This is a genomic window from Nocardia sp. NPDC101769 (assembly GCF_044766925.1).
In the GTDB taxonomy this organism is placed as follows: Bacteria; Actinomycetota; Actinomycetes; order Mycobacteriales; family Mycobacteriaceae; genus Nocardia.
On sequence record NZ_JBIWMX010000022.1, the window covers coordinates 36,109 to 59,155 of the forward strand.

Genomic DNA, 23,047 nt, shown 5'->3' on the forward strand with positions numbered 1-23,047 from the left:
CGGAGCTGGGTATTGCGGGAAAGATGCTGGGCCGCACCGGAATACCCGCACCCGCCCGGCGGCCGGGTGAGAGATGAGTCGCTCCCCGGCCCGGGCCGCCCGGCCTCGGGTCTATGGTCGAACCATCATGGACGGATTTCTGCTCGCGACGCCGGATGGTGTCGTACGCACCTCTGGCACCCGCGCCGCCTTCGATTCGGCGGCCGCCGCCGGCGCGGCGCTGCGGTCCGGGGCAGCCGAGCTGATCGTGGGCGCGCTGCCGTTCGATCCACGCCGTCCCGCCGCCCTGGTGACGCCCGAGCAGGCCGCGCACACCGCCGGACCGTGGCGCCCGGCCGCCCTGCCGGACCTGCCCGAGGTACGGGTTGTCTCCGAAATACCCAGCGCCGCAGAGCATGTCGCGCGCGTCGCGAAACTCGTGGAGCAGCTGGGCGATCCGGAGCAGCCGCTGCGCAAGGTGGTGGCGGCCCGGTCGCTGCTGGCCGAGGCGCGGGCCCCGCTGGAGCCCGAGGTGATCGCCGCGCACCTGGTGACCCGGCATCCGCGCGCCGCCGTCTACGCCGTCGACCTGTCGGCGGCGGGACGCCCCGGCGACACGTTGCTGGGCGCGACGCCCGAGGTGCTGATCTCCCGGCACGGCCGCGCGGTCACCCTGCACCCGCTGGCCGGCACCCTGCCGCGGCTCGCCGATCCGGAGGCAGATGAGGCCCAAGCCCGGGATTTGCTGGCCAGCACCAAGAATCGTGACGAGCACGCCTATGTCATCGACTGGATCCGCGAACTGCTGACACCCGTCTGCGCCGAGCTGACCATCCCCGACGGGCCCGAACTGCTGTCCACGCCCGAGGTCTGGCACCTGGCCACCCCCATTCGCGGCGTGCTGCGCGATCCGGCCACCACCGCCCTGGACCTCGCGGTCCTGCTGCACCCCACCCCCGCGGTCTGCGGCACCCCGACCGCCCTGGCCCTGGACGCCATCGCCGACCTCGAGGGCGACCGCGGCTTCTACGGCGGCGCGGTCGGCTGGTGCGACGCGGCCGGTGACGGTGACTGGTTCGTCGCGATCCGCTGCGCGGAACTCGCCGCCGACGCCCGCTCCCTGCGCGCCTTCGGCGGCGGTGGCATCGTGGCCGCCTCGGACCCGCACACCGAACTGCACGAAACGACCGTCAAGCTCCGCACTTTCCTGGGCGCGCTCACCCGCCTCCCCGAGACTTCTGCGCACGGCTGGGAGCCGTAAGCGTTGAGCACGCGTGCCGACGGTTGGGAGCCGAACCCATTCCGGAGGTCCCCGGCGAGTTACCCCGACCGTCACGAAATCGGTCGTCACCATGGCATACGACAACATGCCCGCCGAAGGCTCGGGGTTGTGGGGAGCCCGGGGGCGAAACCTGCTAGGTTGGCCCGGTTACGCATGCGTCCGATGTTGGGAGTACCGCGATGAAGTTTGCCGTTCCTGGTGCAGCGAGTGCTGTCGGTGGGGTCCTGGTCGGGCTGGCGGCGGTCCTGGTCATCACAATGGCGGCTTCGCAGGACAAGCGGCCCGAAATCGACCGCAGCGGCGAGGCGTCCTCGTCGCTATTGAACAACGTTGAGTACGGCTCGCGCTGACCGGACGACCTCCGAACCAGGCCAACCCGAAGCCTCACAGTCCGATGTGACCGGTCCGGGCGAGGACCGGTCTCCGACGACGCTTCAGGACTGTGCCGACACCGCCCCGCTGGGCCGTCGCTGGCTGCTCGGCAGTGTCATCGCCGCCTTCCTGCTGACCTTCCTGCAGGTGCCCGGGCAGACCGTCGCCGATACGAAATACGATCTGGCGCAGAATCCGCTGGGCTTTCTCGCCCGCGCCTCCCATCTGTGGAGCAGCCAGGCCCCGATGGGGCAGGTGCAGAACCAGGCCTACGGCTACTTCTTTCCGCACGGCGCGTTCTTCTCGCTCGGGCATCTGCTCGGCCTGCCCGGCTGGGTGACCCAGCGCATCTGGTGGGCGCTGCTGCTGCTCGCGGGATTCTGGGGCATCATCCGGCTCTGCGAGACCCTCGGCATCGGCAGCCGGGGCTCGCGAGTGATCGCGGCGGTCGCGTTCGCGCTCTCACCGCGCGTGCTCACGACACTCGGCTCGATCTCCTCGGAGACGCTGCCGATGATGCTCGCGCCCTGGGTGCTGCTGGCTCCCGCCGCCCTCGGCGTGGCGATGAAGGGCCCCGCGCGGCGTGGGATGGCGACTCCCGCGGGCAGCGCCCTCGCGCTCGCGCTGATGGGTTCGGTGAACGCGGTGGCCACGGCGGCGGCGTTCCTCCCGGCGGCGCTGTGGTGGTTGTCCTACAAGCCGAATCGAGTGTGGTGGCGCTTCACCCGCGCCTGGATTCCGCTGCTGGTGCTGGGCACCTTCTGGTGGGTGGTGCCACTGCTGTTGCTGGGCAAGGTGAGTCCGCCGTTCCTGGACTACATCGAATCCTCCGGCGTGACGACGCAGTGGGCCTCGCTGGGCGAGGTGCTGCGCGGCACCGACAGCTGGACTCCGTTCGTCTCCCCGGAGCGAATCGCGGGCGCGGTGCTGGTGACCCAGCCCGCGGCGGTGCTGGCCACCGGCATGCTGGCCGCGGCGGGCATGGCCGGTCTGGCCATGCGGTCCATGCCGAATCGCGGGCGGCTCGCCCTGATCCTGATCGTCGGATTGGTCGGCATCTGCGCGGGTTACGCGGGTGAGCTGGGCGGGCCGTTCGCGGAGCAGGTGCGGGTCTTCCTGGACTCCGGCGGCGCGCCGCTGCGCAATGTGCACAAGCTGGAACCGCTCATCCGGCTACCGCTGGTGCTGGGACTCGCGCATCTGCTGAGCCGGGTGCCGCTGCCCGCATCGGTGCCGATACCGGTGTGGCGCAGGGCCTTCGCGCATCCCGAGCGCGACCGCATGGTGGCGGTCGCCGCGCTCATACTGACGGCGCTGACCCTGTCGACCTCGCTGGCCTGGACCGGCAAGCTCGCCCCGCGCGGCAGCTACGACCGGGTCCCGGCGTACTGGCAGCAGACCGCGGATTGGCTGGCGCACAACGCCTCCGACACCCGGGCACTGGTGGTGCCGGGTGCGCCGTTCGGCAGCCAGATATGGGGTCTGACCCGCGACGAGCCCCTGCAGGCGCTGGCGAGCACCCCGTGGGCGGTGCGGGATTCGGTGCCGCTCAACCCGCCCGGCGCGATCCGCGCCATGGATTCGGTGCAGCGGCTCATTGCCGACGGACGGCCGTCGGCGGGGCTGGCGGCGACGCTGGCCGGGCAGGGCATCGGAATCCTGGTGTTGCGCAACGACCTCGATCCGGAGACCTCACGCTCCACCCGGCCGATGCTGGCCCACCGCGCGCTCGATGGTTCGCCCGGATTGACGAAGGTCGTCCAGTTCGGGAATCCGGTCGAGACCGGCAGGGTGGAGGGCCTGGTCGCGGACGGCGATCTGCGCCCGGAATACCCGGCGATCGAGATCTATCGCGTCGGGGCGACCGTGCCCGGCACCTCCGCCCAGGTGCTCGGCGGCGTCGGCGCGCCGACGTCGTTCCCGGGGGCGTTCACCGTCCCGCTGGACGGCGTCCCGGTGATCCAGGGCGGTCCCGAGGTGGTGGAACGATTGCGCCGCAATCCCGCCGCGCCTGCCGGGCCGACCGTGCTGGCCGCCGACGCCGCCACCGCCGGACTGCCGGTGAACGGGGTCACCATCACCGACACACCGATGGACCGGGAGACCGACTTCGGGCGGGTCGACAACCACAACTCCGCGCTGCGGGCCCCGGGCGACGCCCGCCGCACCCACAATCTGGTGCCGGACTATCCGGTGCCCGGCGCCCAGCTCGTGGAGGGCGAATGGTCCGGCGCGACCATCACCGCCTCCAGTTCCGCCGGTGACGCCACCCAGCTGGGCGGGGCCGCGCCCGGCAGCTCGACCGCGGCCGTGGTGGACGGCGATCCGGCCACCGCGTGGATCAGCAATGGCGCCGAACACGCTGTCGGCCAATGGCTCCGGCTGGACCTGGACAAGCCGATCAGCTCCGCGGTGCTGCGGCTGACCACCAGCGCGGCCGCTATCGGCAGCCCGGTGAAGTGGGTGGAGGTGGAGACCGCCAAGGGCACGGTGGCGGCCCGTATCACCGAACCCGGTACGCCGGTGCCGATCTCGCTGCCGCCGGGCCGCACCGACTGGATCAAGATCACCGCCGTGCACACCGAGGACGGCAGCGCCGGTGGCCAATTCGGGATCAGCGAACTGAGCCTGGACGACTACGCCGACCGCGAGAACCCGGTGACCGTGGACATCCGGCACCGCACGGTAGTTCCGCCCGCCCCCGCCGGCGCGCAGGTGCGCGGCTGGGACCTGGGACAGGAATTCCCCGGCCGCAGCGCCTGTTTCGACTCCCCCGACCGCGTCCGGTGCAGCAAGGGCCTGGCCCTGGCCGCCGAGGAGCCGGGCCTGTTCGAACGCACCCTGCAGGTGCCGCAGCCGGTCACCGTGTCCCCGGACCTGATCGTGCACACCCGTCCCGGCCCGGCGCTGGAGGCCCTGCTCACCGATCAGGACCGTCCCATCGCCCGCGGCCGCGCCGATGTCGGCGACCCGCGCGGCTCCGCCCTCGCGGCCAGCGACGGGGACCCGCGCACCAGCTGGACCGCGCCCGAGACCACCGTCCGCAATCCGGCGGGCCCCAAACCCACACTCACCATCGAACTTCCGGCCCCAGCCCTGGTGACCGGCCTGGAAGTGACACCGTCACGCGGCGATCTGCCCGCGCACCCCACCTCCGTCTCGGTGAATCTCGGCGACGGCCCGCAGGTGCGGACCGTGAATCCGGACTCCGGCGCGACCAGCCGGGTGGACCTGCACCCCTACGTCACCGATCGCATCGAGGTCAGCATCCAGACCTGGGACGGTGTACTCGACCGCACCGCACTGGGTTTCGCGCAGGAGCAGCCGCCCGGTCTGGCCGAGGTGAACGTGCTGGGCCCCGACTACCCGGCCCCCGCCGATCCCGACCGGCTCCTCACCATCGACTGCGCACACGGGCCGACCATCGCCGCCGCGGGCCGCACCCTGCACACCACGGTGACCGGCACCGCCGCCGAATTGCGTTCCGGCGCACCGTTGCCCGCCACCGTGTGCGCGGCCGACGGGAACAGCGCGAACAGTGCGATGGGCGCCGACACCGGATTCGACTTCCCGTCCGGCCGTGTGGATGTCGCGGTCGCGCCGACCGAGCTGTTCACCGTCGACGAACTGCGCCTGGACCGCACCCCGCCGCTCGCCCCGGTGGCCGACCCGAACGGCAGCGCGGGCACGCAGGTTCTGGTCCTGCCGCTGAGCACGAATGTCGGATGGCAGGCGAAGTCCGCCGACGGCGCCACGCTGAAGCCCGTGGTGATCAACGGCTGGCAGCAGGCGTGGCTGGTGCCGCCCGGAACCAAGGGCCCGATCACCGTCGAATTCCCCACCGATCGCTGGTACCGCCTGGCCATCTTCGGCGGCCTGCTGTTGCTGATTCCGCTGATCGTGCTGGCGTTCCGGGGTGCGCGCTCGCCTGTCCGCGACGACGGGCCGCCGCCGCGCACCTGGTGCGGCCGCACCGTCGCCGGGCTGGGACTGGCCACCGGGGCCGGTCTCATCGCCGGACCGGTCGCCCTCGTGATCACCCTGTTCGGTCTGGTGGCCGACCATCTCCGGCCGCGCGTGCTGCCGCGGGCGCTGGTGGCGATCGCGGCCGGCGGCACCGCGATCTCCGCGGCCGCGCTGTCGACCGGGCCCTGGCGTTCACTGGGGGGCTATGCCGGAGGTTCGCTCTGGGTGCAGTTCCCGGCGCTGGTCGCGGTGATCGCGGTGGGGATCGCGGCCCTGCCGCCACGCCGCTGAATCAGAGTGCCGCCGCGCAGCTGAATCGTGCTGCCGCTCAACCGAAGCGGCGGCGCGTCCACTGCCGGACGGGTTCCTCGACGAGGGCGTAGCTGGCGGCCGCCAGTGGCAGTGTGAAGGCCGCGGTCAACAGGTAGACCACCACGAAATGCCCGCGGAACGGCACGATGCCGAACACCGGGAAGATGATCGACAGCACGGCCAGATGCCAGATGAAGATGCCGTACGACCAGCGTCCGAGGGTCGCGGCGACCCGGCCCTCCAGCACCCGGCGCCGCCGATCGGGCCGCAGCACCAGCGGGGCCAGCAGGGCGAACCCGATGACCGCGCCGAGCGCCATCTTCATCACGTACTGCCACGGCTGCCCGTGCACGAGACCGGCCGGACCCGCCAGATCGGTGGCCGCCAGCAGCATGGCCACGAACGCGAGCGGCCACATCAGCCACTGGTTCCCGGCCACCCGCCGCCAGCGCGGGGCGGGCAGGTCGGCGAGTTCGGCCAGCAGCATGCCCGCCGCGAACCACGGCAGATATCCCGGCAGCCAGTTGTCGGCGTGAATGCCCTCGGGTGTGGCCACCGGCAGGAAATTCCAGCCCAGGCACAGCAATCCCAGGCCGAGCACCACCGGCACCCGCAGCCGCGCGCGGTGCCCGCGCAACCAGACCAGGGCGAACGCCAGCAGCGGAAGCACAAGGTAGAAGGCAACTTCCACCGAGAGGCTCCACATCTGGGTGAGACCGTCGGTCAGGGTGAAGGGCACGAACACCTGCAGCAGAACGAGATTCGACAGCCACACCCGCAACCCGGCGGTGTGTGCCGCATTGGGCAACAGGATCAGCACCACGCACACGACGACCCAGTAGGCGGGCAGGATGCGGGCCGCGCGATGCAGTAGATACCGTCCGGCCCTCGGCGCGCGCCCCTCTCCTCGGGCTGCGGCGGCGTGCGGGCGCCACAGCAGGAATCCCGACAGCGCGAAGAACACCGCGACCGCCATGTCGAATCGCTCCCACACCCGCCCCAGCACCGGCTGCCCGGTCGCGCCGGTCTGGAAGGCCACGTGAGTGAGCACCACCCCCAGCGCCGCCAGGGCGCGCATGCCCTCGAGTGCCGGAACGAAGCGACCCAGACGTGCCGCGGGCGGCTCTTCCGGAATCGGGTTCGTCTCGGGATTCAGGGTGGTCGTCATCGCGCCCCAGTCTGCCCTGTCGCAGTTCGGCCGAGCGTCCGGCCGCCTCCCCGAGACTTCTGCGGGCGGCTATTTCAGGGAGTTTTCCTGCCTCGGCCACACTCTGGGACCGCTCGGACTGTTAGTGTCTGGGCTCACGAGTGCTGCGCGGCGACCGCAGTACTGGAGGAAACACGTGTTCGACGACGAGGAGAACCTGCATGGCACTCAGTGCCGGTACCAGAAGGACGGTGGCCTGCGTACTCGTGGGGCTCGGTGCGATGCTGCTCGTCGCCGCGATCATGGTCCCCACCTATACGGTCAGTCGGCTGGCGAAGACCCCGCTGGACCTGGAGATCACGACCGTCGCGACCAATCCGCAGAACGGCGCCCCCAGTGAGGTGCTGGATTCCAAGTCGCTGACCTCGGGAACGGGCTCGGCGAAGGTGGACCAGAACGTCCCGCTCGTCTCGCAGCGCTTCCTCACCGTCGAAAACCCGTCGGACGCTTCGGAAATGACCATCCAGGCCGGTCAGACCCTGCGCCGCACCGACAAGCAGGGCGACACCGGCCTGCTGACCGCGACCATCGACCGCGTCACCGTGGACCGCAAGACAGGTGCGCCGGTGGATTCGGTGGACGGCGGCCCCAACGGCGCGATCGCCGTGACGGTCGACAAGAAGGGCGAGAGCGTGATGGACCCGGTGCAGCACACCGGCCTCCAGTACCGCTTCCCGATCGGCACGGACAAGAAGACCTACCCTTACTTCGATCTGAACGTGCGCAAGACCTTCGACATCAACTACGTCGAAGAGACCGAGATCAACAATCTGAAGGTCTACCACTTCCAGATGACCGTTCCGGTCACCGATCTCTCCACCGTCGCCAACTCTCCGACCAACAAGCTGACCCTGCCCGCCGAGAAGTGGGGCGTGGAGGGCGACGGCGACGTCACCATGGCACGCTTCTACACCAACATCCGGGACCTGTGGGTCGAGCCGCAGACCGGCACCGTCATCAAGGGCCAGGAGCAGATCCACCTGTTCTACGCCCGCAGCGGTGACAAGCCCGAGGTGACCGCCCTGAAGTCGACCCTGGTGTTCGACGAGAACACCATCGAGTCGCAGATCTCGGTGGCCAAGGACAACATCGACAAGCTGTCGCTGTACGGCCGCATCCTGCCGATCCTCCTCGGCGTCCTCGGCCTGGTGTTCCTGCTCGTCGGCCTGCTGCTCGGCTTCCTCGGCAAGAACGGCAACGGGCGCACCCCGGTCCGCCGCGCCGCCCCGGCCCCGTCCGGCGGTCCCGGCAACTTCGACGCCCCGACCCAGCAGATCGACATGAACAAGAAGCCCTAGCGGCTCCCGGTTCACCGCGGCCCAGCACCTGTGAAGGTGCTGGGCCGTTTCCGTTTCCGCCCGATGCGCTGCTGAGAATCCCGCGCGGATGGGTGTCGGCGGCACAGCGGCGGGACCGAGGCGCAGGGGTGCGCGGCCGGGGCGGCCGAGACGGATGGGAGCATTGCGGGCGTGCCAGTTGTACGCCGTCTGCCCGTGGTCAAGGACCTGACCTTGGTGACGGCGGGGGCGATGACCGCGAATGTGGCGGGATACCTGCTGCAGCTGCTGGCCAGCCGATGGCTGGGGGTGTCGGGGTACAGCTCGTTCGCGAGCCTGCTGGCGGTGCAGATGCTGTGCGCCGTCCCCGCGCTCGCGTTGCAGAACGTGGTCGCGCGGGAGATCGTGCGGGGCGCGCCGGTGAGCGCCGCGCGCGCGTTGACCGCGCGCTGCGCGGGCCTGGTCGCGGTGGTGGCGCTGGTGCTGGTTCCGGTGGTCGGCGCGGTGCTGAAGGTCGGCTCGGCGGCGTCCGCGGGTGCGCTCTGTTCCGCACCGGCCTTGGTGCTGCTCGCGGGTGAGCAGGGAATCCTGCAGGGCCGCAGCCGGTTCCGGGAGCTGGCCACCGTACTGGGCGGGGCGGCGATCGTCCGGGTGACGCCCGCCCTGATCGTGCTGGCCTGCGGTTTCGGTTCGGCGCCCGCGCTGTGGACCGGCGCGGGCGGTGCGACCTTGGCGGCGTTCGCGGCCCGCCGGATCGCCGATCGCGCGCTGACGGACCACGGCCGCGAAGTCGATGCGATCCCGGCGAACGATAGCGACGGCAACACCGCTGACTCACCGACCTGGTCGAGTCCCACTGTCGCCGAGGGAATTCCGGCCGTAGTCCCGCTCCCGGAAGCGGATTCCGGATCCGCCGCACCGCGCCGGACAGCGGTCTGGGGGCTCGGCGTGGCGGCGGTGTTCCGGGCGGTGCAGGTGCAAGCGGCCTTGACCGCGTTGTCGGCGGCGGATCTGCTGGTGTCGCGAATCATCCTGGACGAGAACGACGCCGGGCGCTACGCCCTGGGGGCCATTGCCACGAAGATCGCGTTCTGGCTGCCGCAGGCGGTCGGCGTGGTGCTGTACCCGAAGATGGCGCAGCCGCAGCACTCCGTGCGCGCCGTGCGGTCGGCGCTGGCGGTGCTGGTGGGGATCGGGGCCGTCACCGTCCTCGGGGCGGCGGTCGCCGCACCACTGGCCTCGTTGTTCGCGGGCCGCGATTACGCACCGATCGAGGGACTGCTGTGGTTGTTCGCGCTCGAGGGCGCGCTGCTGGCGGTCTTGCAGGCGGCCCTGCTGTCGGCGATCGCCGCCGACCGGACGGCACCGGCCGCTATCACCTGGGTCGGGCTCGGCATCGGAATCGCGGTCATGCTGACCTGCGCGCACTCGGTGCTGTCGCTGATCGTCATCGCCACGGCGACGGCCGCCCTCACCACCCTGGTGATCACCGGTCTGGCTCTGCGAGGCGCACGCGACGAGACCGAGAACCCAACGCGGGTCCCCGATCCCGGGTCGAACGGAACATAGGGTGCCGGTGTGAGTGCGCGGGGTCGGGAACGGGGATGGGCCAGGTTGGTACCCGCCGGGTACAGCCTGGTACTGGCGCTGATCGTGCTGGGGCCACTGCTCGGGTCCGGATACCTGCTGCTGCGGGACGCGGTCAGTACTCCCCGGTCGTTTCTCACCGATTCCGCGCTGGGACTCGGCGATGCCGCACCGCGCGCCGTGCCGCAGGACGCGCTGATCGCCGTCGGATCGACGGTGGTGGACGGCGGCCTCCTGGTCAAAGCGATTCTGCTGGCTGCGCTGTGGCTGGCCGGCTGGGGTGCGGCCTGCCTGGCCCGTGACCTGCTCCGCGTGTCGCTGGGCCCGCAGCTGGTGGCGGCGACCGTCGCCATCTGGAGTCCCTATGTGGCCGAGCGCCTTCTACAGGGCCATTGGAGCCTGCTGACCGGCTATGCGGCGCTGCCCTGGATCGCCTTGCTCGCCACTCGCTTACGCGCACGCTCCGCGACCGGGACGACTGCGCGTTCCACGACCGACACCACCGCACGCGCGGACGGCGCGGAGGCCGCGCGCTCACCTGCGCCCACTGCCACGCCGCCGATTTCGCGCCCCGGACGTTCGACGTTGCTCGACGCATGGGCCGGACGTTCGGGAGTGCCCGGCACGCGCGCCGGACGTGCGGGCGCGCTCGGTACGTGGGCCGGGCTGGCGGGGTGTCTCGCCGCGGCCGGGCTCACGCCGACCGGATCGCTACTCGCGGGGCTGGTGGCACTACTGCTGGTCGGCAAGCGGAATCTGCCTGCCACGGCGGCACTGTGGATCCTGTCGGCGGCCCCCTGGCTGACGGCGACGGCACTGTCGGGTGCGGGCGCGGAGCCCTCGGATCCGGTGGGCATCGCCGCCTTCGCGGCCCGCGCGGAGCCCTGGCTCGGCACCCTCGGCAGCCTCTCCGGTCTGGGCGGCATCTGGAACAGCACCGCCGTACCCGGCTCGCGCACAACCTTCTTCGCCCTGGTCGCAACGGTGCTCCTGCTCGCCCTCGTGGCAACCGGCGTACGCGCGGTCCTCGGTGCCGGCACCGACTCCGAATCCCGTTCGGGCGCAGCGGCCCACCACCTGGATCGCACCGACGTGCGGCCGGACGACACGGCCGAACCGGGCGCCGCGCCCGATGCGGACGTCGAAACTCGGTCGGGCGCAGCGGCCCGCGAACCGGATCGCACCGGAGTTCGGCCGAACGGGACGGCCGCACCGGGCGGCGTGCCGGATGGTGGATCTCCTCAGGACTCGATGCACGACGAGGCGCGGGTCGTGCGGCGGCGGTTGGTCTGGCTGGCGGTGGCGGCGATCGTGCTGCCCGCGCTGGGGGCGACCGGCTGGGGGTTGTCGGCGGGTGAGTTTCTGGTGACCAGGGTGCCGGGGGCCGGGCTGCTCCGGGATACCCAGAAGTTCGTGGCCCTGGCCGTTCCCGCGTATGCCCTGTGCGCGGCCGCCGGATGCCGGGTGGTGGGGCGCTGGATTTCCGCCATGGTTGTGGATGGTGTGCGCGCCGAGTCGCCGCGGGCGCGAACCGGTGGAGCCGCGGTGCTTTTCCTCGCGATCCTGTTGCTCACGCTGCCGGATCTGGCGTGGGGAGTCGGGGGCGCGCTGCGGCCGGTGCAGTATCCGGCCGGATGGCAGCGGGTGGCGGCCGAGGTCGACGCGCCGGGTGATGTCGCGGTGCTGCCGGGCGGGATGTTCCGGAAGTTCCGGTATTCGGGGAGTGCGCCGGTCCTGGATCCGGCTCCGCGAATGCTGAAGCGAGATGTGCTGCAAACCGGTGAACTTCCCGTGCGCGGCGGCGTGGTGTCCGGTGAGGGCGAGCGGGCCCGGAAGGTGGAGAACCTGCTGTTGCAGGGCGGATCCGCGAACCGGCTGGCCGAACTGGGGGTCGGCTGGGTGCTGGTCGAGGGCGGCACGCCCGGACCGATGGGTGCATCGAAAACCACTCTGGCGCAGTTGAATCCCGTCTACGCCGACCGGGATATGCAGCTGTACCGGGTACCCGGCGATATCGCCGCCCACGACGCCTCGGCCGCGAACCGCCACCTGTCGGGCGCCGCGCACCTGCTGTGGGCCGCGTTGCTGGTCGGCGGATTCCTCACCGCCGCAATCCATTCCGCGATGCGCCGGTCAATCCCGCGGGAAGCCGAGCGCGAATCCCACCCCGATCACGACAATGCTGACTAACGCAATGACGAGAATGATCCACATGCCTCGATGCTAGGAACCGCAGGAGAACCGCGTCGCGTCTTCGCCGAATTGCGAAGCCCGCGAATCACACTCGCGCGGGCGCGATCAGACCGCTCACCCGCTCGCCGCGCGTCACCGCGGACAGCACCTCGTAGACGCCGTTCCCGGTCTGCTCCCAGGAGAATTCGCGCGCCCGCACCCGCGCCTTCTCCCCCAGCACCATCCGGGACTCCCGATCGCCGAGCAGTTCGCCCACGGCCTCGACGAGCTGGGCCGGATCGTCGACCAGTAGCCCGGTCACGCCGTCGACGATGGAGTCGGTGAGCCCGCGTGAACTGCGGTAGCCGACCGTGGGCACCCCGTGCTGGGCCGCCTCGATGACCGCCAGCCCCCAGCCCTCCTTGCGCGAGGGCAGCACGTGTACCCAGGCGCGGCCCAGCAGCCGGTGCTTCTCGTCCTCGTCGACGTGGCCGTGGAAGGTGACCGCGTCGGCGATGCCGAGCTCGCGCGCATGGACGCGCAGATTGGGGGCCCACCAGCCGTCGCCGATCACATCGAGGTGCAGGCCCGGGATCCGCCCGCGCAGCCCGGCCACCACGGCCATGGCGTCCTCGATCTGCTTGTGCGGCACCAGCCGCGAGAGCACCACGATGCTGGGGTGCGCGGTACGGGTGGCGTCGTCTCCGGCAGGCACCTGTGCGGGAATCGGTTCGGCGCCATTGCGCACCACCGCGATCCGCGTACCGGCCACGCCGAGCGCGGTGAGTTCCTCGGCCGACGGCAGCGAAACCGTCAGATACTGATTGCCGCGGTGCACCCGCGGCGACAGCCGCGATTCGATCCACCAGCCGATTCGCCCGACCAGCCGCCCGGCCACCGGCCACTGCTCGCGATGCCCGTGATGCACGAGCACCACGGTCGGCGCGGCCGTCGCGGCCCGGGCGAAGAAGGGGATGCCGTTCTGGGTGTCGATGACCGCGTCGGGCCGCAACCCCTTGAGCGGGCCGATCCCGAACCGGCCCAGCGCGATAGCCGCCAGCGCCCGCGGATACACCGTGAACCGCCCACCGCCCCGGCTGATCTCGATGCCGTCGAGCGACTCCCGCACGGCCGCACCCGGATAGCCCGCGGTCCGCAGCGTCACCTTGACGCCGCGCGCGGCCAGCTGCGCCCCGACCTGCTCCAGATACCGCTCGCTCCCGCCACCCTGCGGATGCCCGGTGTCGCGCCAGCACAGCAGCAGCACTTCACGCACGGGCGGGTCTCCAGGGGGTCAAGGTCGGTCGGGAACGGGCAGACAATGGGCTCCACCATATAGCCCGCCCGCCCGTTCCGGGCCAGCAGTGGTCATCCGACCTGCGCGTGCCGCGAATCCATGCCGGGGTGCGAGGTTGCGAGCGGGTGTCCGGGCCGGTGCGCGGCTGTGCGAAACTTGCCGCCGTGCTCCGAGCCGATCAGCCCAGACCGCGCCGCCCGCGATTCGCCCGCCGGGCGACGCTGCGCCGGTCGCTACGGCTGCTGGGCAGTTTCCGGTTCGAGCAGACCGATCCGGCCGTGTTCTACGGTGGGGTGGCGGCCGATACCGCCGATCTGGTGTCGGACTTCTACCGGGATCTGACCGGGAAGTCGCTGCGCGGGACGGTCGTGCTGGATGTGGGCGGCGGCCCGGGCTATTTCGCGGACGAGTTCGGCCGGGCGGGGGCCCGCTATCTGCCGGTGGAGCCGGATCCGTCGGAGATGCACGCGGCCGGTTTGCGGGTCGCGGGCTCGGTGCGCGGGTCGGGGATGGCGCTGCCGTTCCGCGATGACGCGGTGGAGGTCTGCATCTCCTCGAATGTGGCCGAGCACGTGCCGCGGCCGTGGGTGATGGCCGGGGAGATGCTGCGGGTCACCAAACCCGGTGGCCTCATGGTCTTTTCGTACACGGTGTGGCACGGGCCGTTCGGCGGCCACGAGACCGGGCCGTGGCATTACCTGGGCGGGGAGTACGCGGCGCGGCGGTATCGGCGCAAGCACGGGCGGGAGCCGAAGAACCGCTTCGGGCGGTCACTGTTCGCGGTACGGGCGGCCGAGGGTGTGCGGTGGGCGCGCGAAACTCCGGACGACATCGGGATTCTCGCGGTGTTCCCGCGCTATCACCCGCGCTGGGCCTGGTGGATGGTGCACGTCCCGGTGCTGCGGGAGCTGCTGGTCAGCAACCTGGTCGTGGTGGCGACCAAGCGGCCGCGGTCAGCGGATGGAGAATCCGCGCCGCCAGATCCGGCGTAGGCCGGTGCAGGGTTCGGGTTCGCCCCACGGTGACTCCTGGGTAGCCAGCCCGACCGTCTCCATGACGGTCAGGCCGACCTGACAGGCGAGGGCGTTCATGGTGGCAACCGCTTCGGCCGCCTGTAATGCGGCGGCGGCTTGCTCGGTGGTCAGGGTCCGGCCCGGCAGGAAGGACACCACCCAACCGCCTGCGCCTACGCTTTTCGCCTGATGCGGCGTGAGATCACTGGTCATCAGCGATCTGCCGACCACTTGCACCGCCATGACTCGGACTCCCCTGTGCGGTAACGGTTCATGAATCGAGCGAGCTATCCACGGTAGCTATAAAGCATGCTCGCTACGGCTGCCGAATGCAATAGTGCGTTCGGCGAAAAGCGAACCAACAGGTCGGAATTCGATTAGGGGCACGCTGCCAGTTTGCCGCAAGGATGCGGAATGGCTTGCGCCCCTGCACATCCGGAGCAGATCAGTCCTCGAGCAGCCGGAGCCGCAGGACGGGTTGCCCCTTCCGGGCCGTCGGATAGGTCGCCTCCACCACCTCGACGCGCCATCCCGGCGGCAGCACCCGCTGCAACTGACTCGCAGCCCGCTGCATGGGAGTGCTGACACCCGGCGAGTCGACATCGGAGAGCTCACCGAGCAGGAAGTCGTCGAGGCGCACATCGACCATGCCGGGGATCTACCTTTCGTAGAGCTAATAAATAGCAACCGACCGGATTGGTGGAGAAAGGCGTACTGGGCAGAGCATAGGCCACGACCTGGCAACCCTGAATCCGAATCAGGTTTCGCCGCGCCGGTAACCGGACGACTTAGAAACCGAGGAGTCCAATTTCAAAGAAGATCCCGCTCAGCGGGACATTTGCCCCACATGTGGGGGGCAGCGCCGAATACAAAACTGTAACGTGTTCTCATGGAGTACCAGAGTCTGTTCATCGGTGGCCGCTGGACCGCGCCGGCCGGCGCCGACACCCTGCCCGTCGTCTCGCCCGCAACCCTGGAAACGGTCGGCAGCGTGCCCGTCGTCACCCGCGCCGATGTCGACGCCGCGGTCGCCGCGGCCCGCCGGGCCTTCGACAGCGGACCCTGGCCGGCCACCCCGCCGGAGGAGCGCGCCGCCCTGCTGACCCGCGTCGTCGCCCTGCTCGATCAGAAGGCCGGCGACCTCACCGCAGCCCTCTCCGCCGAGATGGGCGCGCCCGCCCTGGCCGCGAGCACCCTCAACTACATCCCCGCCCGCGCCACCCTCGACTTCTACGCCGGACTCGGAAAGTCCTTCCCCTGGACCGAATCTCGCACCGGCCTGTTCGGCACCACCCGGGTCTCTCGCGAACCGGTCGGTGTGGTCGCCGCCGTGATCGCCTGGAATGTCCCGCTGTTCCTGGCCGTCAACAAGCTCGCGCCCGCCCTGCTGGCCGGCTGCAGCGTCGTCCTCAAGCCGGCGCCGCTGACCCCGCTGGCCGCCAACCTGCTCGCCGACATCTTCGCCGAGGCCGGCCTGCCCGAGGGCGTCCTGTCGGTGCTGCCCGCCGAGGCCGACGCCGCCGAATACCTGGTCTCCCACCCGGGCGTGGACAAGGTCACCTTCACCGGCAGTACCGCGGTCGGTCGCAAGATCGCCGCGATCGCGGGCGGCCAACTCAAGCGCTGCTCGCTGGAACTGGGCGGCAAGTCCGCCGCGATCCTGTTGCCCGACATGGACATTGCCGACATGCCCAAGCTCGCCTTCGCGGGCCTGATGAACAGCGGCCAGGCCTGCGTGGCCCAGACCCGCATCCTCGCCCCGCGCGGCCGCTACGACGAAATCCTCGACGCCCTCACCGCTTCCGTGGGCCTGCTCCCGGTCGGACTGCCCGACGACCCCAATGCCCAACTGGGCCCGCTCATCTCGGAGAAGCAGCGCGAGCGCGTCGAGGGCTACATCGCCAAGGGCCAGGACGAGGGCGCGCGCCTCATCCTGGGCGGCGACCGCCCCGCCGACCTCCCCGGATGGTACGTCCGCCCCACCGTCTTCGCCGACGTCAGCAACGCCATGACCATCGCCCGCGAGGAGATCTTCGGCCCCGTCCTCTCTGTCCTCCCCTACGACACCGAGGAGGAGGCCGTCGCCATCGCCAACGACAGCGACTACGGCCTCGCCGGCTCGGTCTGGACCACCGACATCGAACACGGCGCCGCCATCGCAGCCATGGTCCGCACCGGCACCTACGCCATCAACTGGTACGCCTTCGACCCCTGCGCCCCCTTCGGCGGCTACAAGACCTCCGGCATCGGCCGCGAGAACGGCCCCGAGGGCCTCGACGCGTACTGCGAGCAGAAGTCTCTATTGATGCCCATGGGCTGACCCGCCTCCCCGAGCCCTCAGCGGGCGGCTCGGGTGCCGTTTTCAGACACGCATCCGTGCGGACGGCTGGGAGCCGAAAAAATTTCGGGCGTACCCGGCGAGTTACCCTCACCACCCGAAATCAGTCGTCCCGTCCCAGCCAGGCCTACGGCCCATCTCCAACGAAAACGGCTCGCCCACACTCTCAGTGCGGGCGAGCCGTTTTCGTCATGCCTTTATGCGAGACGCTGCTTGAGGGCCTCGAACTCGTCGCGGATACCGGAGGGCAGCTTGTCGCCGATGAACTCGAACCATTCCTCGATCAGCGGGATCTCCCGCTTCCACTCCTCGACGTCGACCGCGAGCGCCTCGTCGACGTCGGCGGTGTTCACGTCCAGGCCCTCGAGGTCGAGGTTGCCGGCGGTGGGGACATTGCCGATCGGGGTGGCCTCGGCCTCCGCCGTGCCCTCGATGCGGTTGACGATCCACTCCAGCACGCGGGAGTTCTCGCCGAAGCCGGGCCACAGGAAGCGGCCGTCCTCGCCGCGGCGGAACCAGTTGACGTAGAAGATCTTCGGCAGCTTCTGGGCGTCGGCGTTCTTGCCGAGGTTGATCCAGTGGCCGATGTAGTCACCCACGTGGTAGCCCATGAACGGGATCATCGCCATCGGGTCGCGGCGCACGGTGCCGACCTTGCCCTCGGCGGCGGCGGTCTGCTCGGAGGACAGGGTGGCGCCCATGAACACGCCGTGCTGCCAGTCGAAGGACTCGGTCACCAGCGGGACGGTGGTCTTGCGGCGGCCGCCGAAGAGGATGGCCGAGATCGGCACGCCCTGCGGGTCGTCCCACTCGGGGGCCAGGGTCGGGCACTGCGACATCGGGGTGCAGTAGCGCGAGTTCGGGTGCGCGGCCAGGGTTTCCGACTCGCGCTCGTACCAGTCGTTGCCCTTCCAGTCGATCAGGTGATCGGGCTGGCCCTCCAGACCCTCCCACCACACGTCGCCGTCGTCGGTGAGCGCGACGTTGGTGTAGACGGTGTTGCCCGCGTCGATGGTGGCCATCGCGTTGGGGTTGGAGGAGTGGTTGGTGCCGGGCGCGACGCCGAAGAAGCCGAACTCCGGGTTGACGGCATAAAGTCGCCCGTCCTCGCCGAAGCGCATCCACGCGATGTCGTCGCCGAGGGTCTCGGCGCGCCAGCCCGGAACGGTCGGCTGGATCATGGCGAGGTTGGTCTTACCGCAGGCCGACGGGAACGCGGCGGCCACGTAGTACGCCTTGTTCTCCGGCGAGATCAGCTTGAGGATGAGCATGTGCTCGGCCAGCCAGCCCTCGTCGTGCGCCATGGCCGAGGCGATGCGCAGCGAGTAGCACTTCTTGCCCAGCAGCGCGTTGCCGCCGTAACCCGAACCGTAGGACCAGATTTCGCGGTCCTCGGGGAAGTGGGTGATGTACTTGGTGTCGTTGCACGGCCACGGCACGTCGGCCTGGCCCTCGGCCAGCGGAGCGCCCAGCGAGTGCAGCGCCTTCACGAACGGCCGGTCGGCGCCGAGCTTCTCCAGGGCGGCCTTGCCGGCGCGGGTCATCACGCGCATCGACACCACGACGTACTCGGAGTCGGTGATCTCGACGCCCAGCTTCGGGTCCTCGGCGCCCAGCGGGCCCATGCAGAAGGGCACCACGTACATGGTGCGGCCCTTCATGGAGCCGCGGTACAGCTCGGTCATGGTGGCGCGCATCTCGGCCGGGTCGACCCAGTTGTTGGTCGGACCGGCGTCGGCCTCGGTCTTCGAGCAGATGTAGGTGCGGGACTCGACGCGGGCGACGTCGGAGGGGTCGGAGAGGGCGAGGAACGAGTTGGGCTTCTTGCTCTCGTTCAGCTTCTTGAAGGTGCCCGCCTCGACCAGCTTGGTGGTGAGAGCGTCCCACTCCTCGTCGGAACCGTCCGACCAGACCACGCGGTCGGGCTGGGTGAGTTCTGCGACCTCCTGTACCCAGGCAAGCAGTTCCTTGTGCTCGGTGGGCGCGGTGCCATCGTGAAGACCAGGAATGGTCGCTGAGGTCATGAAAACTCTCCTGAGATGGGCGGCCCCGAGGTCATCGAGCCGAGGACCACGGCTCGCGACACCGAGTGCCACCAATTGCGGCAGGGCTCCCGCTGGTCTCGCCGCTTGCCCGTACCGGCTGGACGCGCGTACAAGAACGCAACGGATGCCCTGGTTCCTGCCATAGAGGTTAACGCCATATATCGGGGTGTACGGAATCGGGTTGTCCACTCGGTACCGGGTCGAAACCTCCGACCAGCCGCTGAGTGAATTCGAGAGTGGCCAGGTCACGGTCGCATGCCAGCAGTAAAGCGGGGCGCCGTTGCGCCGCCTGCCGCAATTGCGCCTCCAATTCACCGACCCGCAGATCGGTTTCCACCATCCGCGCGGTGGCACTGCCGAGCACCTCGTCGGTGAGCCGTTCCTCGGCGTCGACCAGGGCCGTGGCTACCCGCTGTTCCAGCTGCGCACGGGCGTCGACCAGCGTGTCCGCCACCCATTGCCGCAGGTGAGCGCCATCGGCGAGGTGCCGGCGGGCACGCACCACCCAGCCCGCGGCGGTGGCACCGAGGAGCAGACTGACCGGCACGATCGCGAAGTCGAAGGCCTGCAGCAGGGCCAGCGGAGCCACCACCAGCCGGCCCAGTCCGAAGCCCGCCGAGGCGCCGAGCGCGATCACCAGGTGGTCCTCCACGCCCCGCAGCCGCGGGCCCGGCGCGGGAACCGCCCTCGACACCCGTTCCGCGGGCGCCGGAAAAGATATATGCCATTCCTCCGAGACGGATTCTTCGACCTGACGGCACAATTCGGCGATCCGGGAGCGAATCGAGCGATCCATCTCCCGTGTGAGTTTTTCCACAGAATCGCTCACATGCCGCGGAAATTCGGCGTGTGCGCTGCGCGGCAGGCGTTCGATTTCGGCCCGCAGCTCTCCGTGCAGCGCCCGGATTCTGGCTCCGACCTCGTGCAATAGATCCACTCGCGCCAACTGCAGCCGATTCCGCACAATCGTCATGGCCGAACCCCGCCCGCCGTCGCTCACCGCCAGCAGCCGCGCCCGCTCCTCCCGCAGCCCCGCCACATCCCCGCCGTCCCGCAGCTTCCCGACCTGCGCCCGGATTCGCCGCCGCGTCTCGGCCACCACCCGCTCCCGCACGATCGCCACCTGATCCCCCACCGCCCCCGCCCCGGCCGCCGCCACCAGCCTGGCGTGCAACAACCCCACCCCCGACCGATCCAGCAGCGCCGGATCCTCCGCCGCCCGCGCCACCGCCGCCATCCGCGCCGACACCGGCACGATCTCCGCCCTGCTCTCGCCACCGGCCTCCGCCAGCAGCTCCACATCCAGCTTCCGCACCTCCCGCCACTCCCGATGCGCGTGAATCCCGTCCAGCGCGAACACGATCCGCGTCCCGTCCGCCCGCAGCGCCCGCACCCGCGCCAGCATCTCGCCGCCGATCAGCGCCCCGGAGTCGAGCACGACGAGCGCCACCGGACGCGGGCGCGACCCGAGTCCGGCGCCGGTCGCGGACGCCGGATCGGCGTCCTCGGTGTCGACCCCGGCCTCCGTGACGACGATGAGGTCGATACGCGGCTGGAACCGAGCCAACTCGACCCGCAATGCCGCCGCGTGCAACCAGTCGCCACTGATGAGCGCGATCGCCGTGGCTTCGCCGCGCGGCTCCGGGGCAATCGCCCGCAGCAGCGCCAGACCGTGCGGATTCCAGCGCATGACAACGGCTTCCACCGCCGCGGACAGCTCGACCGGCGATGCGGGAGGTTCGGCGGCGGGTGCACTGCCCCGGGCGGACCGGTCCGGATCGGCCGGGGTCGGCCGATGCAACGGCGGAAGTTCGAGCCCGTGCAACGGCGGCGGGTCAGCGGGGCGAGGTTCGGGGATCAACACCGCTGATTCGTATCCGGCGGCGTATTCGGCTTGGCCCGAGGCGAATCAATCGCCGAAGACGGCGGCGACGGCCTCGTAGCGGCGGTGCAGCTCGTGGTGGAGGGGGTCTATTCCGCTGGCGCAGTGGAGGATTTGCAGCAGGAGCTGCGGGGGCAGGGTGGGGTGGCGGCGGAGAGCTGCGAGGGCGCAGGAGACGCCGAAGAGGTCCCAGCGGTCGAGGAGGGCTTGGCGGGATTCCGGGTCGGGGGCGAGGTCGGGAGCCGTGAAGAGGTCGTGCGAGAGGGTGAGGGCCGGGTCGGGGCGGTCGCGATGGCGGTGGAGGGTGCGGAGGTCGGCGTCGGTGAGGGTGCCCGAGCGGGTGTGGGCGGCGAGGGACGCGACGACCGGGAAGACGAGCAGACCGAATTCGGCGGTGAGGTCGTCGGCCGCCGCGGCGGCGTCGGGCCAGCGGGCGCCGATGGCATCGGCCTTGTTGAGGACCACAAGGGTGCGGTCCGGGTGGACGGTGGCCAGCAGGCGGCGGTCGGCGTGGTCGGCGAGGCCGGGGAGAACATAGAGGACGAGATCGGCATCGAATGCGGGGTCCGGTTGCCCGGGCCGGTCGACCGGCCGGGTTTCTTCGGCGGTGAGCAGCGACAACGCATGTCGCAGCGCGGTTTTGCCCGCACGGGCCCGGCCCGTCACCTGGATGCGCGGAGATCGCCCGACCGGCACCCGGGCAGCATAACCGGAAGCCCCTGGGCGCGTGGGCATTTCGGATCACGAACGCGCAGGTCAGGCGGTGAGGAAGCAGACCGATCCGGGTCCTTCTGTGCGCCCGCACAATTCGGCGCAACCGCTCTTCACAGACACCTGGGATTGCCCTACTCTGGCGATTCTGTCGGCATCAGGGCCGATGCACGGCTGCGGCGATCCCTCTCGGTCCACGGCCGGGCGCGACGAGGGGAGGTGGCGATGACCGTCAATGCGGACGTCATCGGATCATCCGGAACACCGGGGCCGCAAGGGACAGTACGACCGGCGCCGGCCGGGCAGCCGAGCAGCCGCCCGCTGCCGCCGGGCCGGGACCCCTTCTTCCATCCGCCACGCGGGTTCGCCCGCCACGCGGCGGGCACGATCCTGCGCAGCCGCCCGGTCGACATCGCCCTGTTCGGCCTGGTGCCGCAACACGTGACGGCCTGGCAGCTGCTGTATCGCAGCCAGGATCTGCACGGCCGGCCCGAAGTCGCGGTCACCACCGTGCTGCTGCCCGAGGGCGCCGAACCGGACGCGGAACGCCCGCTGCTGGCCTTCCAGACGGCCATGGACGCCGTGACGGACCGCTGCGCCCCGTCCTATGCGCTGCGGCGCGGCGCCCTGTCCCCCGGCTCCATCACCCAGCTCGAATGGCTGCTGGTCGCGAACGCGCTGCGCCGCGGGTGGGCGGTCAGCATCGCCGATCATGAAGGGCCGCAGGGGAATTTCGGCGTGGCGCGCGAACCCGGCTACCGCGGTCTCGACGGGGTCCGCGCCGCACTGCGTTTCGCGCCGCTGGGTCTGCGCGCGGACACCAGGGTGGCCGTGTGGGGCTATTCCGGTGGCGGCATGGCCAGTTCGTGGCTGGTGGAGATGGCTCCCGAGTACGCGCCGGAGCTGAATATCGCCGGGGCGGTGCTGGGCGCGCCGGTCGGTGATCCCCGCCACGTGTTCCTGAACCTGAACGGCGGCCTGTTCGCGGGCTTTCCGGCGATCGTGATCGCCGCACTGCAGCAGGTCTACCCGGCGCTGGCCGAGGTGGTACGCCGCGACTTCACCCCCGAGGGCCGTCGCCTGCTGGACCGCGCCCGTTCCCTGGGCCCGATCGCGGTGCTGCCGCTGCTGGTGGGCCGCCGTATGGACGACTATCTGCGGCGGCCGCTGGCGGAGATCCTGCCGGACCTCGAGGACATGTTCGACGAGCTGCGCCTGGGCAATCGCGCGCCCGCGTGCCCGGTGCTGGTGGTGCAGCCGGTGCACGATCAGGTCATCGACGCGGCGGGCATCGACGGTCAGGTCGAGCGGTACCGGGCCGGCGGCGCGGCGGTCTGGTATGTCCGCGATCGCCTCAGCGAGCATTTCTCACTGCTGCCGCTGGCGACCCCGATGAGCCTGGACTGGCTGGCCGATCGGCTGGCCGGGAAGACTCTTACCGAACCCACAACCAAGACCGTCTGGTCGGTCGCGCTGTCCCCGGCACACTGGCGCAGCATGGTGGAAATGGCAACTACCGCAATGCGAGTCACCCTCGGACTGCCCCTGCGCCCGGCCGCCGCACCGGCGTCCGGCGAGGTCTCGGGCCTGGCAGCCTGAGTGATCGC

The 23,047-nt window shown here is 70.5% G+C and carries 16 protein-coding genes; 9 read left to right on the forward strand and 7 right to left on the reverse strand.

What is annotated here, in order from left to right; genetic code table 11:
* The first annotated feature begins 127 nt into the window (after positions 1-127).
* The 3 genes from ACIRRA_RS29320 to ACIRRA_RS29330 all read left to right on the forward strand — a co-directional run bounded on the left by ACIRRA_RS29320 (position 128) and on the right by ACIRRA_RS29330 (position 5,890).
* Positions 128-1,240, forward strand: a complete 1,113-nt coding sequence (locus ACIRRA_RS29320) for an isochorismate synthase MenF (RefSeq protein WP_402774614.1) — start codon at positions 128-130, stop codon at positions 1,238-1,240.
* Between the two features lie 200 nt (positions 1,241-1,440).
* Positions 1,441-1,611 (forward strand): DUF2613 domain-containing protein, encoded by a 171-nt coding sequence (locus tag ACIRRA_RS29325; RefSeq protein ID WP_402774616.1) that lies wholly within the window; start codon positions 1,441-1,443, stop codon positions 1,609-1,611.
* A gap of 46 nt (positions 1,612-1,657) precedes the next feature.
* Entirely contained in the window at positions 1,658-5,890 is a 4,233-nt protein-coding gene (locus ACIRRA_RS29330; RefSeq protein WP_402774619.1) for an alpha-(1->3)-arabinofuranosyltransferase family protein, read from the forward strand.
* A gap of 37 nt (positions 5,891-5,927) precedes the next feature.
* On the opposite strand, the gene ACIRRA_RS29335 is transcribed toward ACIRRA_RS29330, so the two are convergent.
* Complete coding sequence (locus ACIRRA_RS29335) at positions 5,928-7,079, reverse strand: acyltransferase family protein (RefSeq protein ID WP_402774622.1); 1,152 nt, start codon at positions 7,077-7,079, stop codon at positions 5,928-5,930.
* A 200-nt stretch (positions 7,080-7,279) separates the two neighbouring features.
* On the opposite strand from ACIRRA_RS29335, the gene ACIRRA_RS29340 reads away from it, so the two are divergent.
* The 3 genes from ACIRRA_RS29340 (at position 7,280) to ACIRRA_RS29350 (ending at position 12,172) form a co-directional block, all read left to right on the forward strand.
* Positions 7,280-8,416 carry a DUF3068 domain-containing protein gene (locus ACIRRA_RS29340; protein ID WP_402774625.1) on the forward strand — a complete coding sequence of 379 codons (1,137 nt, stop codon included), beginning with the start codon at positions 7,280-7,282 and terminating at the stop codon, positions 8,414-8,416.
* 171 nt (positions 8,417-8,587) lie between these two features.
* Positions 8,588-9,964: a polysaccharide biosynthesis protein gene (locus ACIRRA_RS29345; RefSeq protein WP_402774628.1), complete on the forward strand. Its 1,377-nt coding sequence runs from the start codon at positions 8,588-8,590 to the stop codon at positions 9,962-9,964.
* A gap of 9 nt (positions 9,965-9,973) precedes the next feature.
* Positions 9,974-12,172, forward strand: a complete 2,199-nt coding sequence (locus ACIRRA_RS29350) for a hypothetical protein (protein ID WP_402774630.1) — start codon at positions 9,974-9,976, stop codon at positions 12,170-12,172.
* Positions 12,173-12,260: 88 nt separating this feature from the next.
* Here ACIRRA_RS29350 and ACIRRA_RS29355 read toward each other — a convergent pair whose 3' ends face one another.
* Complete coding sequence (locus tag ACIRRA_RS29355; protein ID WP_402774633.1) at positions 12,261-13,430, reverse strand: glycosyltransferase family 4 protein; 1,170 nt, start codon at positions 13,428-13,430, stop codon at positions 12,261-12,263.
* A 185-nt stretch (positions 13,431-13,615) separates the two neighbouring features.
* Between ACIRRA_RS29355 and ACIRRA_RS29360 the strand changes: the two genes are divergently transcribed.
* Positions 13,616-14,443, forward strand: coding sequence for a class I SAM-dependent methyltransferase (locus ACIRRA_RS29360; RefSeq protein ID WP_402774636.1), 828 nt, complete (start codon positions 13,616-13,618; stop codon positions 14,441-14,443).
* On the opposite strand, the gene ACIRRA_RS29365 is transcribed toward ACIRRA_RS29360, so the two are convergent.
* Positions 14,405-14,707, reverse strand: a complete 303-nt coding sequence (locus ACIRRA_RS29365; protein WP_402774638.1) for a hypothetical protein — start codon at positions 14,705-14,707, stop codon at positions 14,405-14,407. The two genes, ACIRRA_RS29360 and ACIRRA_RS29365, sit on opposite strands and share 39 nt — an antisense overlap.
* A 202-nt stretch (positions 14,708-14,909) precedes the next feature.
* Positions 14,910-15,113 carry a hypothetical protein gene (locus ACIRRA_RS29370; RefSeq protein ID WP_402774641.1) on the reverse strand — a complete coding sequence of 68 codons (204 nt, stop codon included), beginning with the start codon at positions 15,111-15,113 and terminating at the stop codon, positions 14,910-14,912.
* Between the two features lie 240 nt (positions 15,114-15,353).
* On the opposite strand from ACIRRA_RS29370, the gene ACIRRA_RS29375 reads away from it, so the two are divergent.
* Positions 15,354-16,784, forward strand: coding sequence for an aldehyde dehydrogenase (locus ACIRRA_RS29375; protein WP_402774644.1), 1,431 nt, complete (start codon positions 15,354-15,356; stop codon positions 16,782-16,784).
* 215 nt (positions 16,785-16,999) lie between these two features.
* On the opposite strand, the gene ACIRRA_RS29380 is transcribed toward ACIRRA_RS29375, so the two are convergent.
* The 3 genes from ACIRRA_RS29380 to ACIRRA_RS29390 all read right to left on the reverse strand — a co-directional run bounded on the left by ACIRRA_RS29380 (position 17,000) and on the right by ACIRRA_RS29390 (position 21,425).
* Complete coding sequence (locus ACIRRA_RS29380) at positions 17,000-18,826, reverse strand: phosphoenolpyruvate carboxykinase (GTP) (RefSeq protein WP_402774646.1); 1,827 nt, start codon at positions 18,824-18,826, stop codon at positions 17,000-17,002.
* A gap of 169 nt (positions 18,827-18,995) precedes the next feature.
* Complete coding sequence (locus tag ACIRRA_RS29385) at positions 18,996-20,711, reverse strand: hypothetical protein (RefSeq protein WP_402774649.1); 1,716 nt, start codon at positions 20,709-20,711, stop codon at positions 18,996-18,998.
* Between the two features lie 45 nt (positions 20,712-20,756).
* Positions 20,757-21,425 (reverse strand): hypothetical protein, encoded by a 669-nt coding sequence (locus ACIRRA_RS29390; RefSeq protein WP_402774652.1) that lies wholly within the window; start codon positions 21,423-21,425, stop codon positions 20,757-20,759.
* A gap of 240 nt (positions 21,426-21,665) precedes the next feature.
* Here ACIRRA_RS29390 and ACIRRA_RS29395 point away from each other — a divergent pair, with 240 nt between their 5' ends.
* Complete coding sequence (locus ACIRRA_RS29395; protein ID WP_402774655.1) at positions 21,666-23,039, forward strand: lipase family protein; 1,374 nt, start codon at positions 21,666-21,668, stop codon at positions 23,037-23,039.
* Positions 23,040-23,047 lie beyond the last annotated feature (8 nt).